11 protein-coding genes are annotated in these 15,799 nt (G+C 66.7%); 8 read left to right on the top strand and 3 right to left on the bottom strand.

The genetic code is table 11. From position 1 onward, the window contains the following. Window positions 1-140: 140 nt before the first annotated feature. The 6 genes from ACYVKQ_RS13210 to ACYVKQ_RS13185 all read left to right on the top strand — a co-directional run bounded on the left by ACYVKQ_RS13210 (window position 141) and on the right by ACYVKQ_RS13185 (window position 10,581). Entirely contained in the window at window positions 141-1,379 is a 1,239-nt protein-coding gene (locus ACYVKQ_RS13210) for a hypothetical protein (RefSeq protein ID WP_460675813.1), read from the top strand. 9 nt (window positions 1,380-1,388) lie between these two features. After that, on the top strand, window positions 1,389-2,171 hold the full coding sequence (locus ACYVKQ_RS13205) for a hypothetical protein (protein WP_460675812.1): 783 nt from the start codon (window positions 1,389-1,391) through the stop codon (window positions 2,169-2,171). Between the two features lie 44 nt (window positions 2,172-2,215). Further along, window positions 2,216-4,255 carry a DUF3857 domain-containing protein gene (locus ACYVKQ_RS13200; protein WP_460675811.1) on the top strand — a complete coding sequence of 680 codons (2,040 nt, stop codon included), beginning with the start codon at window positions 2,216-2,218 and terminating at the stop codon, window positions 4,253-4,255. After that, complete coding sequence (locus ACYVKQ_RS13195; RefSeq protein WP_460675810.1) at window positions 4,252-6,207, top strand: DUF3857 domain-containing protein; 1,956 nt, start codon at window positions 4,252-4,254, stop codon at window positions 6,205-6,207. Before ACYVKQ_RS13200 ends, ACYVKQ_RS13195 begins: the two co-directional genes overlap by 4 nt. A 354-nt stretch (window positions 6,208-6,561) precedes the next feature. After that, window positions 6,562-7,095: a hypothetical protein gene (locus ACYVKQ_RS13190; protein ID WP_460675809.1), complete on the top strand. Its 534-nt coding sequence runs from the start codon at window positions 6,562-6,564 to the stop codon at window positions 7,093-7,095. A gap of 102 nt (window positions 7,096-7,197) precedes the next feature. Then, a complete protein-coding gene (locus tag ACYVKQ_RS13185) occupies window positions 7,198-10,581 on the top strand; it encodes a reprolysin-like metallopeptidase (RefSeq protein ID WP_460675808.1) in 3,384 nt (1,127 codons plus the stop codon). A gap of 119 nt (window positions 10,582-10,700) precedes the next feature. On the opposite strand, the gene ACYVKQ_RS13180 is transcribed toward ACYVKQ_RS13185, so the two are convergent. The 3 genes from ACYVKQ_RS13180 to ACYVKQ_RS13170 form a co-directional block, all read right to left on the bottom strand. Continuing rightward, the gene (locus ACYVKQ_RS13180) at window positions 10,701-11,036 is read right to left on the bottom strand and encodes a hypothetical protein (protein ID WP_460675807.1); all 336 of its coding nucleotides are present in this window, start codon (window positions 11,034-11,036) and stop codon (window positions 10,701-10,703) included. Window positions 11,037-11,084: 48 nt separating this feature from the next. Beyond that, window positions 11,085-13,181 (bottom strand): hypothetical protein, encoded by a 2,097-nt coding sequence (locus ACYVKQ_RS13175; RefSeq protein WP_460675806.1) that lies wholly within the window; start codon window positions 13,179-13,181, stop codon window positions 11,085-11,087. A 113-nt stretch (window positions 13,182-13,294) separates the two neighbouring features. Further along, window positions 13,295-14,197, bottom strand: a complete 903-nt coding sequence (locus tag ACYVKQ_RS13170; protein WP_460675805.1) for a PorV/PorQ family protein — start codon at window positions 14,195-14,197, stop codon at window positions 13,295-13,297. Between the two features lie 286 nt (window positions 14,198-14,483). Here ACYVKQ_RS13170 and ACYVKQ_RS13165 point away from each other — a divergent pair, with 286 nt between their 5' ends. Together ACYVKQ_RS13165 and ACYVKQ_RS13160 are read left to right on the top strand one after the other, a co-directional pair. Further along, window positions 14,484-15,095, top strand: coding sequence for a hypothetical protein (locus ACYVKQ_RS13165; protein ID WP_460675804.1), 612 nt, complete (start codon window positions 14,484-14,486; stop codon window positions 15,093-15,095). A gap of 20 nt (window positions 15,096-15,115) precedes the next feature. Further along, window positions 15,116-15,727 (top strand): hypothetical protein, encoded by a 612-nt coding sequence (locus ACYVKQ_RS13160; protein ID WP_460675803.1) that lies wholly within the window; start codon window positions 15,116-15,118, stop codon window positions 15,725-15,727. The last annotated feature ends 72 nt before the right edge of the window (window positions 15,728-15,799 follow it).

Raw genomic sequence — 15,799 nt, 5'->3', positions numbered from 1 at the left:
GTGGCTTCAAGCGGTGGATATCTTTCATTGATTCCTCCTAAATATCCCGGCTGGCCTATTACTTTTAGGATACCGAATATGCGCCCAGCCGAGAATTAGCGGCGTCAGGGCTTATTTGGCTTGTTTTCTATTGCTTTCATATGCGATTCTTGTGGTTCCGCGCCGCCCTGCTGGGGCTGGCCGCTACGGCTGCCTTAGGCGCGGCTGCTCAGCCCGAGCCGGTGAAATTTGGCAAGGTCGACGCCTCTTCGTTCGACCCAAAGCAGTATCCCAGCGCCGCCGACGCCCCGGCCGTGGTACTCTGCGACTACGGCACGTCTCGCGTGGAGGGCGCCCAGGACGGTTTTCAGGTGGTCTTCGACCGCGTCACGCGCATTTTGGTGCTGACCAAGGCCGGCTACGAGCAGGCCACGGTGCAGATTCCGCTCTACCACCGCGAGGGAAACGAGGAAAAACTCAGCAACCTGCGCGCCTGCACTTACAACCTGGTGGGCGGTAAGCTGGAAAAGCAGGCCCTCGACCCCAAAGACCCAAAGGCCGTCTTCCGCGAAAAGCTCGACGAGCACCTGAACCTGCGCAAGTTCACGCTGCCCGGCGTGCGCGAAGGCTCCATCATCGAGTACGCCTACACGATCAAGTCGGACTTCGTGTTCAACCTGCAGGACTGGAGCTTTCAGCGCGACATTCCGGTGGAGTGGAGCGAGTACCGGGCCGTGCTGCCGAGCTTTTACCAGTACAAGCAGATTCCGCACGGCTTTTGGCCCTACGCCGTGAAGGACTTCAATGTAGTACCCTACCGCACCTCTTACCGCGCCTCCCAGCAAGACCACTACGGCCGCAATGGCGACGAGAAGGTTTCGACGCTGAGCACCAAGGCCGTGAGCTGCCGCTGGGCCATGCAGCACGTGCCCGCCTTCCGCGACGAGCCGTTCATGACGGCGGCCCGCGACTACCTGGCGGGCATCGACTTCGAGCTGGACGTGATTCAATTCGATGTGGCCCGCCCGCACCAGGTCACTTCCACCTGGGAGAAGATCAGCGAGGAAATGCTCAAGGACGAGCAGTTTGGCCAGTGGCTGGAGCACCGCACGCCCCTCACCGCCGCCGCCGAAGCCCTCACGACCAGCCACCCCGACCCGGCCGCCCGCGCCGCGGCGGCCCTGGCCTTGGTGCAACAGGCCGTTCGCTACAACGGCGAGGAGCGGCGCTACGCCGTCAGCCCGGTGCGGCGCGTGGTGGAGCAGCAGCGCGGTAGCTCCGCCGAGCTGAACCTGCTGCTGATCCGCACTCTGTGCGACGCGGGCCTGAAAGCCGCGCCGGTACTGGTGAGCACCCGCGCCCACGGGCAGGTGCAAACCGAGGTGCCGCTGCTCAGCTAGTTCAACTACGTGGTAGCCTTGGTGCCGCTGCCCTCGGGCCAGGACCTGCTGCTCGACGCTACGGAGCCCGCCGCGGCCGCGGGCACCCTGCCGCTGCGCTGCCTCAACGGGAAGGGCCGCCTCATCGGCCCGGGCGGGCGCTGGGTGTCGCTGACGCCGACCCAGAAACACATGCGCCTGACCAACGCCCGCCTCAGCCTTGACGCGGCGGGCCAGCTCCAGGGCCGCCTGTACCGCGAATACGCCGGCTACGCGGCCCTGGCCGAGCGCAGCCAGCTGGCTTCGGCGGGCGAAAAAGACTACCTCGGCGCCGTGCAGCGCCAGTACCCCGACTGGCAGCTGGCCCGCGCGGCCGTGCAGCAGGCCGCCGACCCGACCAAGCCGCTCATCTTCGAGGCGGACGTGACGCTGCCCGCGGCCGCAGTCGCCGAGCGCCTGTACCTGCCGCTGATGCAGCACTTCACCGAGCGCCAAAACCCCTTCCAGAACGCGACGCGCACCTTTCCGGTCGATTTTGGCACCCAGCGCGAGGATATCACCACGGTAACGCTGGCCCTGCCCAAGGACTACACCGTGGAGGAAATGCCCAAAAACGTCGTCATCGACCTGCCCAATGGCCACGGCCGCTACAGCTTCGAGGCCGTGCTGCGCGAGAACGTGCTGTTTCTGAACAGCCGCCTGCAGCTGCGCAAGACCGCGTACCAGCCCGGCGAATACGCCGCCCTGCGCGAGCTATACACCCGCGCCTTGGCCAAGCACACCGAGCCGCTGGTGCTGCGCCGCACGCCCTAATTCAGCTTTTATCCCCGGTTTTTCCATCCTCATTTCCTCTTTCTATGGCCCACACTTTACTCCCGCGCCTGGCGCTGGCGGCCGGTCTGGTCACCGTTTCTCTCACCGCTTTCGGCCAGGCCGAACCCATTAAATTCGGCAAAGTCGAGGCCAAGGAATTCGACAAAGCCGCCTTTGTGGGCGACTCGGCAGCCAACGCGGTTATCCTCTGCGACTACGGCCGCTCCCGCTTCGATATCGGCCCCAAGGGCGAGTTTGTCGTCATCTTCGAGCGCATCACGCGCATCAAGATCCTGAAGAAGGGCGGCTACGACTGGGGCGACGCCAGCGTGGTGCTCTACCACAAGGGCAGCGAAACGGAAAAGCTCAGCTCCCTGCGCGGCTACACCTACAACATGGGCGCGGGCGGCGTCATCGAGAAAGCCAAGCTGGAAAACAGCAGCGTCTTCACCGAGGAAATCGACGCGAACCACACCCGCCGCAAGTTCACGATGCCCGCCGTGCGCGAGGGCTCGGTGGTGGAGTACGCCTACACCATCACCTCCGACTTCTGGTTCAACTTCCAGGACTGGACCTTCCAGCACCCGATTCCGACCCGCTGGAGCGAGTACCGCGCCGCCATCCCGGAGTACTTCGACTACAAGCAGCTGTGGCAGGGCTACGAGCCGCTGGCCGAGCAGGAGCACACCGACGGCAGCACGCAGTTTACCGTGCGTTGGCAGGGCGAATCGACCTTTGGCGGCCGCACGCCGGGCGGCAGCGAAACCGTGGTGGCCCAGGTGAAAAACCACCGCTGGGTAACCAAGAACGTGCCCGCCCTGCAGCCCGAGCCCTTCATGACGACCCCGCGCGACTACGTCACGCAGATCAACTTTGAACTGGCCGGCCTGAAGTGGCCCCAGCAGCCGTACCGTAATGTGAGCGGCACCTGGGAAAAGATGCAGCAGGAGCTGCTGGAAGCCGACGAGTTCGGCGGGCAGCTACGGCGCGGCGGCTTCCTCAAAACGCAGATAGCGGCCCTCACGGCCCAGTACCCTAATACCGCCGAACGCGCCGCCGCCGTGCACGCGCTGGTGCGCAACAACGTCAAGTCGAGCGGCGACGGGCTGTTCAGCCAGGCCGGCATCCGCAAGGCCTGGGAGCAGCACCGCGGCAACGCGGCCGACGTGAACCTGCTGCTCATCGCACTGCTGCGCGACGCGGGCCTGAAGGCTGACCCGGTCATCCTCAGCACCCGCGACCACGGCCGCGTGGATACGTCCTTCCCGATGCTGTCGCGCTTTAACTACGTGGTAGCCCACGTGCAGCTGACCGACAGCACCCGCCTGCTGGCCGACGCCACCGAGGAGTTTGCGCCCTTCGGCATGCTACCCGCCGCCTGCCTAAGCGGGCAGGGCCGCCTGATTCAGGGCCAGCAGCAGGGCAGCTGGGTTGCGCTCAACTCGCCCTACCGCCACGTGCGCTTCCGCTCGGCCCAGCTGACGCTGGACGAGCGCGGCGCCCTGACCGGCAAGCTGCGCGATGAGCACGGCGGCTACATGGCCCTGCAGGAGCGCGCCGACCTGCGCCAGCAAGGCGAGAAGAAATACGTGGAGAACCTGCTTAAAACCCAGGAGGGCTGGAAAATCGACAAGTTCGCCTTCCAGAACGCCGACGTGTTAAGCAAGCCGTTCATGCTCGACCTGGACCTGCGCGTGCCCGCCGACGCCGAGCAGCCGCAGGGCACCATCTACCTGAACGTGCTGCGCGCCGTGAGCGAAGCGGCCAACCCCTTCCGCCTCACCGAGCGCCGCTTCCCGGTGGACTTCGGCGCGCGCCGCGAGGAAACCAGCATGGTCACGCTGACCCTACCGGCCGGTTACGTGGTGGAAGAGTTGCCCAAAAATGCCGTGGTGGACCTGCCCGACGGCGGCGGCCGCTTCTTGTTCAGCATCACGCCCGTGGGCAATACGCTGCAGATCATGAGCCGCATGACGCTGAACCGCAGTATGTACCTGGCCGAAGAATACGCCGGTCTGCGCCAGTTCTACGAAATGATGCTGGCCAAGCAGGCCGAAAAAATCGTGCTGAAGCGTAAATCATGAGTTACTTCCTTTCCCGTGCCGCTTGCCGGGCTACCCTGGTGCTAGGTGGCGGGCTGCTCCTGAGCCCCCCTGCGGCCCACGCCGGCGCCGACCCGCGCTGGCCCGTCAGCCAAATTCCGGCCGGCCTGCGCGAAAACGCCCACGTGGTCATCCGCCAGCAGGACGACATCATCACCGTGAAAGCCGCCGGGCGGCTGGTGCACACCGTGCACGTGGCCGCCACCGTGCTCGATGAGCAGGGCGAGCGGTGGGGCGCGGCCGTGGTGGGCTACGACAAGCTGCGGCAGATTACCTACCTGCGCGGCAACGTGTACGACGAGGCGGGGCGCCTGATCCGGGGCCTGCGTGCCGCCGATACCAAGGACTACAGCGCCAGCGACGGGTTCAGCCTCTACACCGACAACCGGGTGCGCGTGGCCGACCTGCGCCAGTCGCGCTACCCCTACACGGCCGAGTTCGAGTTTGAAATCAACTCCACCAACACGCTGGCTTTCCCGGCCTGGAGTCCGCAGGAAGAAGAAAACCTGAGCGTGGAGCACGCCACCCTGCGCGTGGTGACGCCCGCGGAGCTGCCGCTGCGCTACCAGGAGGAGCGCCTACCCACCGGCAGCAGCGCGGCCAAAAGCCAGCAGGGCAGCCAGCTCATCTACACCTGGCAGCTGACGCGCCTGCCCGCCGTGGAGCGCGAGCCGTACAGCCCGCCGCTGGCCGAGCAGGTGCCCACCGTGTACACGGCCCCCACCGCTTTCGAGGTGCAGGGCTTCCGCGGCGGCCTCACCAGCTGGCGCGAGCTGGGCGAGTGGGGTTTTCAACTCACGCAGGGCCGCAGCCAGCTGGCCCCCGAAACCGAGGCGAAAGTGAAGGCCCTGGTGCAGGGCGTCACCGACCCGAAGGAGCGGGCGCGCCGGGTGTACGCGTTTCTGCAAAGCTCCACCCGCTACGTATCGGTGCAGCTAGGCATCGGGGGCTACCAGCCCTTCCCGGCCAGCACCGTGTCGGGCACCGGCTACGGCGACTGCAAAGCCCTTTCCAACTACTGCCAGGCCCTGCTGCACGCGGCCGGGGTAGAAAGCTACAGCGCCTGGGTAAGCGCCGGCCGCGAGCGGGCCGCCGTGCGCGCGGGCTTTCCCAACGACCAGTTCAACCACGTCATCCTTTGCGTGCCGCTGCCCAAGGACACGGTGTGGCTGGAGTGCACCTCGCAGAGCGAGGCCTTCGACTACTTGGGCTCGTTCACCGGCGGGCGCCACGCCCTGCTGCTCACGCCCCAGGGCGGCCGACTGGTGCGCACGCCCTCCTACGCGGCCCTCGACAACCGGCAGTTCCGCCGCGCCGAGGTGCAGATCGACGAGCAGGGCCACGGCCGTGCCACGGTGCGCACCATCAGCACCGGCGAGCAGCAGGACGAGCTGGCCCAGATGCTGCACCAATTGCCCGCCGACGAGCAGCGTAAGCAGGCGTACAAGCGCCTGCCGCTGGCGGCCGTCACCATCGAGCAGAGCAGCTGGCAGCCCAACCACCGCGGCGCGCAACCGGCCGTGACGGAACGGCTCACGCTGGCCCTGCCGAGCTACGCCTCGCGCACCGGCCGCCGCCTGTTCCTCACGCCCAACCTGCTGAACCGCATGCCGCCGCCCGCGCCGCGCGTGGGCGCCCGGCAGGCCCCGCTGCAGCTGCGCATGCCCTTCGTGGACGCCGACACGGTGCGCTACAAGGTGCCGGCCGGCTACAAGCCCGAATCGGTGCCGGCGCCGGTGCAGCTGCGCACGGCCTTCGGCAGCTACGAAGCGCAGACGCAGGTGCTGCCCGACGGCACGGTGCAGTACACGCGCCGCCTGCAGATGCCCGCCGGCCGCTTCGAGGCCAAGGACTACGAGGCCTACGAGGATTTCCGCCAGCGCATCAGCAAAGCCGACCGCGCCCAGCTGGTGCTCGTGCACCCGGAGTCGTAAACAGCAGTATTCCGTAGCCGAAGCGTTTCGAGCCTATCGAATCCTGCACCAGAGCCCGGCTGCAATGCGAAAGCGCAGTCATCATGTCCTGATCATGGTGGCTGCGCTTTCGCATTTCGCGCCCGGTGCTTCTGCTTGGGGAAGTGCACGTCGGAGCGGCCATCGGTGAGCAGCACAGCCAGCCGGCAGGCCGCTCCCATCTGTTTTGTTAGACGCGGGAAAATCGACCCCATCCCATTGATTAGCAGCAAAATTACCCAAGCCAGCAACCCTGGCCCGCGTCGATGGTCTATGCCTTAGCGGCCTGTATCCCTTCTGCGGGCCAGCCGGCGCGCCGTTTGCTACCTTCCCGCCATGCTCTTCTCCGCTCTTTGGCTGCCCCTGCTGCTGGCCGCCGCTACCGGTGGCCCGGCCACTCCGCCGCCCGCCGACTTTTGGACCGAGGTATCCGCGGCCGCGCGGCGCAAGCTCGGCGCCCCGCGCCTGCCGGCCACGCGCTACCGGGTGTTCAAGCTGAACCTGGCAGCCACCCAACGCTTCCTGAAGGCCGTGCCCGCCGAAGGTGCGGCCCCTACCCTGCTCGTGGTGCCCCTGCCCGACGGCACGAAGCGGCAGTTTCGGTTGCAGCGCTCGGCCGTGATGCACCCCGATCTGGCGGCCAAGTTTCCGGAGCTGCAAACCTTCGCCGGGCGCGACGCCGCGGACCCTACCGCCGAGCTGCGCCTGGAACTGACGCCCGCCGGCCTGCGCGCCCAGCTCATCGGCTACGGCCGCACCAGCTTCGTGGAGCCCTACCGCCCCGGCGATACAGCGCACTACCTCTGCTTCGACAAAGCCGACCTGCCGCCGGGCAGCAAGCAGTGGTCGGAGCCGCCTAACCCGCGCTAAAGTTCTGACCGCAACCGCTTCCGAGGCCCGCGCAAAAGCCGTAACTTGGGGCCTCTCAACCAGGTTTTTCCTTTTTCTCTACACCCACTCTTTTCACTGCCTATGCGCACACATTCTACCCCGAACGGCGCCCTGCGGGGCGCGCTGCTGGGTGGCTTGCTGCTGACGGGCCTGGCCACGCCGTTTGCTGCCTCCGCGCAGCGCGTGCTCTGGGCCGACGCCAAAGCTGAGCAACTTCCCGCGGCCGCCCGCCGCACCACCCAAGCCCTCGACCGGTACCGGGTGGTCAGCATTCAGGCCGCCAACCTGCGCGCCGCGCTGGCCCAGGCGCCCGCCGAAGTAGGCGCGGGTGCCCGCCGCTCCGCCACGGTGGTGTCGCTGCCGCTGCCCGACGGCACGGCCGGCCGCTTCCGCGTGGTAGAAACCCAGGTCATGCACCCGCTGCTGGCCGCTAAGTTTCCGCAGATCAAGACCTACGCCGCCCAGGGCATCGACGACCCGACGGCCGTAGCCTATTTCGACATCTCGCCGGCCGGCCTGCACGTCATGATCCTGGCGCCCGGCAACACCATTTTCGTGGACCCCACCGCCGACGGCGTAAACCACTTGGTGTTCAACAAGCGCGACATCAACCAGGCCGCACTCGTGCGCGGTATCTGCGGCGTCAACGAATCGGCGGGTGCGGCCCAGCGCTTGGCGCCCACGCAGAACACGCCTTCGGGCACGGCCAGCCGCTCCGGCACCGAACTGCGCACCTACCGCTTGGCCGTGGCCTGCACCGGGGAGTACGCCGCCACCAAGGGCGGCACTGTGGCCGGCGCCCTGGCCGGCATCACCTCCTCTGTGAACCGCGTGAGCGGGGTGTACACCAACGAGTTGGCCGTGCGCTTCCAGCTGATTCCCAACAACAACCAGCTGGTTTACCTGAACGCGGCCTCTGACCCGTACACGAACAGCAGTGGTGCCACGATGCTGGCTGAAAACCAGACCACCATCGACAACATCATCGGCGCGGCCAACTACGACATGGGCCACGTGTTCAGCACCGGCGGCGGCGGCATCGCCCGCCTGGGCAGCGTGTGCGTGGATGGCAATAAGGCTTCCGGCGTAACCGGCTTGCCCAACCCCACGGGTGACGCGTTTGACATCGACTTCGTAGCCCACGAGATGGGGCACCAGTTCGGCGGCAGCCACACCTTCAACTCCATTGCCGACGGCAACTGCACGGGTCCGTCGAGCACCTCGAACGGCACGCGCAGTTCTACTTCGGCCTTCGAGCCGGGCTCGGGCTCGACCATCATGGCCTACGCCGACATCTGCGCGCCGAGCAACATCCAGGCGTACTCAGATCCGTACTTCCACACCCGCAGCTTCGACCAGATCGTGGCGCACCTGAACGGCAACGGCAACTGCGCCGTGCGCACGGCCACCGGCAACACCGCCCCCGTGGTGGACGCCGGCCCGCGCTACGTGATTCCCAAGGGCACGCCCTTCGAGTTGACCGGCTCGGCCACCGACGCCAACAACGATGCGCTGACCTACTGCTGGGAGCAGTACAACCTGGGCCCGGGCGGCGCGCCCAACGCCCCGGTGGGCAACGCCCCCATCTTCCGCTCCTTCCTGCCTACCACCAGCCCTTCGCGCACCTTCCCGCGCCTGAGCGACCTGCTCAACAATACCCAGACCATGGGCGAGTTGCTGCCGAGCTACGGCCGCCGGCTGAACTTCCGCCTCACCGTGCGCGACAACCGCGTAGGCGGCGGCGGAGTGGACTACGACACCGTCTCGGTACCGGTTATCGACGCGGCCGGCCCTTTCCTGGTGACGGAGCCCAACACCAACGTGACTTGGCGCGCCACCGTGGCCCAGCAAGTAACTTGGAACGTGGCCAACACCACGGCGGCCCCCATCAACGCCGCCAACGTGGACATTCTGCTGTCGGTCGATGGCGGGCAGACTTATCCCTACACCCTGCTGGCCGGCACGCCCAACGACGGCAGCGAGCAGGTGACCGTACCGACGACGGTGCCCGCCACCACGCAGGCCCGCCTGAAGGTGAAGGCCAGCGGCAACGTCTTCTTCGACATCTCGAACACCAACTTTGTGCTGCAGGTACCCACGGCGCCCGGCTTCTTCCTGAGCAGCGCCTGCGGCACCACGGCTCCGGCCCCGATCTGCCCCGGCGGCGCGGTGACCTGCAACGTGACCGTAGGCCAGCTTCTGGGCTTCACCGGCCAGGTAACGCTGGCGGCCAACAACCTGCCCGCGGGAATGACGGCCAGCTTCGGCACCAACCCGGCAGCAGCCGGCAGCTCGTCCACCGTCACGCTGACCTCGACTGTTGCGACGCCCTCCGGCACCTACACGATCAACGTCACGGGCACCAACGGTACCCAGGTGGAAACCCAGCCGATTACGGTGGTGGTACGCCCCGCCGTGACTACCGCGCCCGCGCTGACGGCCCCGGCAGCCAATTCGCTGCGCGCCCTGCCCCAGCCGCTCTTCCAATGGTCGGCCATCCAGACCATCAGCTCCTACGACTTGCAGGTGTCGACGGACCCGAACTTTGCGGCCGGCACGCTGGTCATCAACCAGACGGGCCTGATCAACAACCAGTACACGGCTACGGTGGCCCTCACGCAAAACGTCCGCTACTACTGGCGGGTGCGGGGCCTAGCCGATTGCGGCGCGGGTCCGTGGTCGAACCAAGGCGTCTTCGCCGTGGGTCGTCAGCTGTGCATCCCGGTGCCGTTTGCCGCCACCGACGTGCCGCAGACCATTCAGCAGACGGCTTCGGCCCTGGCTAGCTCCTCGCTCACCATTGCGCCTGGCACCGACCCAAACACCCAACTGGTGGCCGGCGACGTGATCAGCGCCGTGCGGGTACGCAACGTGCGCATCACCCACCCCAACGTGGGTGAACTGGTGGTGTCGCTGAACGGCCCGGGCAACCGCCGCATCACGCTGGCCTCGGTACCCTGCTCCGGCACGGCCGACCTGAACGCCAACTTCGACGACGCGGCCCCGGCGCTTACCTGCCCCGCGAATACGGGCGGCACCTACCGCCCGGTAAACAACCTGGATTCCTACCGCGGCCTTTCGCCGTTCTTTAACTGGACGCTGCTCGTCTCGGATCTGATGGTCGGCAACGGCGGTGAGCTGACCGGCTGGGGCCTGGAAATCTGCACGACCCGCGACGCGCTCGTCGCCAGTGGCCGCGAAACCCAGCAGCTGCAGGGCGTGTCGGTGTACCCGAACCCGAGCACCGGCGCCTTTGAGCTGAACGTGGACAACGGCGTGCGCGGCACCCTGACCGTGACCGTGACCGACGCCGTCGGCCGCGTCATCATGACCAAAGAAGTGATCAAGGGTACCGGCCAGTTGCACGAGCGCGTTGACCTGAGCTCGTTCAGCCGCGGCATGTACCAGCTGCACCTCTCGCTGCCCGGCGGCGGTACGTCCGTCGAGAAGCTGATGAAGCTGTAAGCCGCGTCTGCTAAGTAGCATGCAAAAGAGCCGCTGCCCTCGGGCAGCGGCTCTTTTTGGTTCAGCACCGGATTTCGACGGTCGGAACCGACCTCTTTTCAGAACCTGGTGGCTCGCCTTCAGCTTGCGCTGTCACTGGCACGGGCTGGATTTAGCAGCCCCGCCAGGCCACCTAAGGCAGCTGAACCGATAGCGGTAAGCGCCTGCGGCGCTTCACCTCCCTGCGCGCTCATCACGCAAATACAAATGACGCTGGTAACGACTACCGCCCCCAGAATCCAGATAGCGCAACGGTAGGTCCACCGATCCGCGGTACTCGGATTATTTTTGCGCAACTCGTCGATCAAAAGTCTTTTCTCGTCCGGTTTCAGGTTTGTGTCCTGCAGCACAATTTTCATCAGTTCGCACAACGACTCGCTAGCCATTTTTCGTGGGTTAAAGGAATTTTGTAGCATGAAATAGATGCTGCTCGCACCGGCAATTCAGGCCTCTAGCCGCCAGAACTACAGGGCCACCCGCAGCTGGGCCTTGACGTCGCTGCGCTCCGGACCCTGGATTTCATCCAGCCCCGAGCCAACGGTTTTCTGGTTGCGGTAGCGCGTGTGGGCGTAGCGTAGCCATAGCGTCAGGCGGCGGTTGATTTTGACTTCGGCCAGGGCGTAGTAGCGGGTGCCGCGGCCGTACAGGGCCGGGATAGAAAAGGCGTAGAGCACGTCTTGCTCGTAGGCGTACTGGCGGGTGTCGTAGTCGTCGGTATCGAAGAGGGCGTAGCGGGCGGTGAGGCGCAGGCGCTGCCAGGGCTGCACCGTAGCGTCCTGCGCCAGCAGGTAGCCGGTGCGCACCGGTCCCCGGTCTTCGCGGTAGCGCACGCCCTGCACGCGGGTGCGCAGGCTCAGGCTCGGCGTGGGGCTAGTGTCGTAGAACAGCAGCAGCGAGCGGCGCAGCACGGGCTCGGGCATGGGCATGGGCCGCGTTCCGGCGGCATCGTAGGCTTTTACGCGGGTGCGGATTTGGGCGTAGAGCTGGCTGGTTTTGGTGGGCGAAAACGCCACGCGCAGCAGCCAGTCGTAGCCGGTGGAGGGGGCGCCCACCTGGTAGCGCAGCCACGGGAAGCGGAACTGATCGTAGTAGGCCGACAGCTCCCAGCGCGCGATGGGGCGCACTTTCAGGCCCAGGTACAGCCCGCTTTCGTTGATGTTGCGGGTGTTTTCGCCCAGGGCGTTGCCGTAGAGCGTGTGAAAGTCACGGCTATAGTGGCGGTAAAGCACGGAAGCGTCCACGTCGGAGCCCAGGCTGGCCAGCAACCCGTTGACGGTGCCCACGCCGCCGCTGCGGCTGCGGGCCGTTTCGCCGAACAGGCTCACGTTGCGCCAGCCGTAGGCGTAGTGCGCGCCCACGGCCAGGTTGTGGCGGCCGCTGAACTCGTACTGGTTGTAGGGCTCGGCTCGTTTCTGCAGGGGTTGGCTGAAGAGGGTGTTGACGGCCGTCAGCCCCAGGCTCAGGCGGCCCGAGCCGGGCGCGAACGTCAGGTCGCCGCCGGTCACCGTTTCGCGCAGGCTCTGGCGGTTGGCCAGCTCCGTGGGCGTGCGGTGAAAGCCGGTGATGATCAGTCCCGAAGCAAACTCGTCGAACGCCGCGTCCGGCTCGTCGGCGCCGCGCAGGGTGGCGTCGATGCGCTTGCGCGAGGCGAAGCCGGTCAGCTTCAGGGCCGGCACCAGGGCCACGGTAGCGGCGGCACCGCGGAAAAACGCAGTTTCGAGCACCGAGGAATACGGCCGCACGCCCACGTTGGAGCGGCGCAGCGTGGTCACGGTTTCGGCGCCTTTGCCCACCTGCAGACCCGAGGACAGCAGCAACCCCTGCCCGAACTGCAGCTGGTAGTCGCCCACCACCACCGATTTCAGCCGGCCGCGGTCGAACAGCCCGAAGTGCGCCGTGTAGTAATCGAAGCCGTAGCGACGGGTACCGGGGTCCCAGCGAAACTGCTCCCCGGCGTCCTTTTCGGCTGCGAAACCCACCGAGAAGTCGCGGGCGTGGCTGGTGCGAAAGCGCACGAGCAGCTTATCGGGCGAGCCGAGGTAGCGCGTGGGCACGTCGCCGGAGCCGTTAGGCGTAGCGGGCGTGTATCCCTTGCGCTGCTGCAGCACCCGCTCGTAACGCAGAAACAGGGCGTTGTTGTCTTCTTGCCAGATGCGCTGCCACAGCGGGCCGCGGGCGGCGTTGGCGTCCGGGGTGCCCACCGTCACGAAGGGCGCCAACCGGTAAATCGTACGCAGATCGAAGCCGCGGATGCTTTGCAGCTCGTACAGCGCCAGCAGCGGACCGGCCTGCTCGCGGTGCTCCAGCAGGGCCGTAATCTGCGGCGGCGAGAGCAGCAGCAGGGAACCCATTTCCTCGCGGCCGGCCGTGTTCAGGTTCAGCGGCGTCTGCAGGTACTGCAGCAGCGTTTCGTAGAGGTCTTCGTAGGGCACCTGGTCGCTCTGCGGCTCGGCAAACAGCTCCTGCAGCAGGCGGTCCAGGTCGGGGCGTGGGCGCGGGTAGTCCTGCACCTGAGCCCGGACCGGGCCGCAGAGCAGCAGGGCGGCGGCCAACAACGTCACCTTCCGGAGGGCCTCACCCCCCGGCCCCCTCTCCCTAAGGAGAGGGGGAGCCGGATGGTTTATTTGGGGCCCCGCGCCGGACAACGGGCGCGGGGCGCGGTTTCGGCGGGGCATCATGGCTGGGCGGCGGGCTGAGGCTGGGGCGCGGCTGCCGGGGCCGCATCGAAGCGCAGGTTCAGGCTCAGGTGCTGGCTCAGGCCGAGCACGTTGTGGTAGCCGGCTGCGTAATCCAGCCGCAGACGCCCGAAGCGCAGGCCCACGCCGCCGGTGGCCTGCTGGGTGAGCGTGGCCACCCCGGCGCGCACGGCCACGGCTTCCAGGAGCTGGTACTCCAGGCCGGCTTTGAAGTCGGCGTCCTGCTCCACGTCCTTTTCGGTTTCCACCAGCAGCAGCACCTTGGCCGACGGGCGGTAACTCAGGCCGGCCTTGAGCACGGTGGGCACCCGCTCCTGCTGGTACTCGGCCAGCTGGGCTTGGTTCAGGTTGTAGAGGTAGGCGCCGAAGGTGAGCTTGTTGGGAATCACCTCGGCCTGCCCGCCCAGCGACAGGGCCACGGCACGGCGGCTGCCCAAGCCCTCGATGCTGACCTGCAGCACGTCGGCGCGGGCGCCCACGCTCACCAGCCCCAGGCGGTAGCCGTAGCCCAGGCCCACGCGCTGCTCGCTGTAGAGCTTGCCGCCGAAGCGCTGCAGCTCCACGCCCAGCACGCCGTGGCGGGCGGCTTTGGCGGTGCTGCTCTCGGGCTGCCGGCCCAGCGGCACGGCGGCGGCCAGGGCGGCGTTGCTCAGCTCACGGATGAAAAACTGGTTGCCGGCATACACGCCCACTTCCGGGCGGATGAGCTGGCCCAGCCCGGCCACGTTGTTGCCGAGGGCCCACGCGTCGCTGAGCGTGACGGAAGCATTGCCGAGGGCGGCCGCGCGGCCCCCGCGCAGGCCGGGGCCGTTGCCCTGGGCGAAGGCGGCGGCCGGCGTCAATAGCAGCAGGTAAATAGCGACAGAGTAGCGTTTTAGCATAGGCACAACCCTTATAGGCAGGTTAGGCAAATGTATCGGTTCGGGCTGGGGCAGAGCGCACTCCGGCGGAAAAAATAATTGCGCGTGCCAGGCGGAAGCGGACCATCCGCTATCCGTGCCGCGGGCGGCATCTAGCTTGCATTATTCCGCCAAGTTTCTATCTTTCCTCACGAATACAGCATACCCGAATTACCCTACCCCGCTTCCGCTACACCCGTGTTTCGTTGCTGGCACCTGCTTCCGTCAGATGCTGGGTCTTATTGTCGCCCAATCCGCTTTATTTCCGATGCCACATTCTCGCAATCTATTATTAGCGCCGCTGGCCGCGCTGCTGGCCGGCTGCAGCTACGTGGTGGACCCGAAGGGCGAAACGCGGGTGGAGGGCCGGGCCGTGGTGGAGGCCACCGGCCAGCCCGTGCCCTTCCCCGAGCTGCGCCTGGTGCGCGCCGGCCGCGGGGCGGTGGGCGGCAGCCGCCTGCCCGACGTGTTCCACGGCGACGCGCAGGGCCGCTTCAGCTTCCGCTTCCAGGGCGAGGAGGGCCAGCGCTACGACCTGCAGGCCACGGCCCCGCCCGGCTACCTGGCCCTGGTGCAGCCCGAGGTGCGCGGCGGCCGCCGCAACCGGGACCTGCGCCCCAGCTGCGTGGCCCCGGCCTGGGTGCGCATCCGCCTGCTCGACGAGCCGCCCCGCACCCTGGCAATGGTGAATGTTACTGGCTATTTGGGCCAAGATTATCCTATTCGTTACCCGCGCGACACTACTTATGTGCGGCAGATTTTGCCTAAAGACCCGAATGTTTTTTTTGCTTTTATCACCACAAATGGCATCTCAACAACTCAGCAGCAGGCGCTTTTTCCATCCATTATGGATACGGTAAGCGTGACTTTCCGCTTCTAAGCCGCCCTCCGATGTGCTCCATGAAACTTGCCTGCTATGGGCCGCTGGCCGCGCTGCTGGCCGGCTGCAGCTACGTGGTGGACCCGAAGGGCGAAACGCGGGTGGAGGGCCGGGCCGTGGTGGAGGCCACCGGCCAGCCCGTGCCCTTCCCCGAGCTGCGCCTGGTGCGCGCCGGCCGCGGGGCGGTGGGCGGCAGCCGCCTGCCCGACGTGTTCCACGGCGACGCGCAGGGCCGCTTCAGCTTCCGCTTCCAGGGCGAGGAGGGCCAGCGCTACGACCTGCAGGCCACGGCCCCGCCCGGCTACCTGGCCCTAGTGCAGCCCGAGGTGCGCGGCGGCCGCCGCAACCGGGACCTGCGCCCCAGCTGCGTGGCCCCGGCCTGGGTGCGCATCCGCCTGCTCGACGAGCCGCCCCGCACCCTGGCAATGGTCGGGGTTACTGGGTATCTATCAGGTCAGTTAGACCGGGAAATCCGCTACCCGCGCGACACGACCTACGTGCGGCAGTTGGCGGCGTTTGAGCCCAATACCATCACGTGTTTCATTTACGTCAACGGCGTAGAGCAACCGCGTCAACGCCAGAGCTTCACGCCTGCCTTGTTGGACACGGTAAACGTGACCTTTCGCTTCTAGCTTTTCCGGGCTTCATCAAAAAGCCCCGCCGCTGCTTCAGCGACGGGGCTTTTCACATGTAGACCACAGCGG

This window comes from Hymenobacter coalescens (genome assembly GCF_054783195.1).
Note: the sequence above shows the minus strand (reverse complement) of the source record. Positions and strands in the feature narration are given on the sequence as shown.

Excerpts from the sequence above, each read along its gene's own strand:
- ACYVKQ_RS13210 (WP_460675813.1), top strand. The coding sequence starts at position 141 with ATGCGATTCTTGTGGTTCCGCGCCGCCCTGCTGGGGCTGGCCGCTACG.
- ACYVKQ_RS13200 (WP_460675811.1), top strand. The coding sequence starts at position 2,216 with ATGGCCCACACTTTACTCCCGCGCCTGGCGCTGGCGGCCGGTCTGGTC.
- ACYVKQ_RS13195 (WP_460675810.1), top strand. The coding sequence starts at position 4,252 with ATGAGTTACTTCCTTTCCCGTGCCGCTTGCCGGGCTACCCTGGTGCTA.
- ACYVKQ_RS13190 (WP_460675809.1), top strand. The coding sequence starts at position 6,562 with ATGCTCTTCTCCGCTCTTTGGCTGCCCCTGCTGCTGGCCGCCGCTACC.
- ACYVKQ_RS13185 (WP_460675808.1), top strand. The coding sequence starts at position 7,198 with ATGCGCACACATTCTACCCCGAACGGCGCCCTGCGGGGCGCGCTGCTG.
- ACYVKQ_RS13180 (WP_460675807.1), bottom strand. The coding sequence starts at position 11,036 with ATGCTACAAAATTCCTTTAACCCACGAAAAATGGCTAGCGAGTCGTTG.
- ACYVKQ_RS13170 (WP_460675805.1), bottom strand. The coding sequence starts at position 14,197 with ATGCTAAAACGCTACTCTGTCGCTATTTACCTGCTGCTATTGACGCCG.
- ACYVKQ_RS13165 (WP_460675804.1), top strand. The coding sequence starts at position 14,484 with ATGCCACATTCTCGCAATCTATTATTAGCGCCGCTGGCCGCGCTGCTG.
- ACYVKQ_RS13160 (WP_460675803.1), top strand. The coding sequence starts at position 15,116 with ATGAAACTTGCCTGCTATGGGCCGCTGGCCGCGCTGCTGGCCGGCTGC.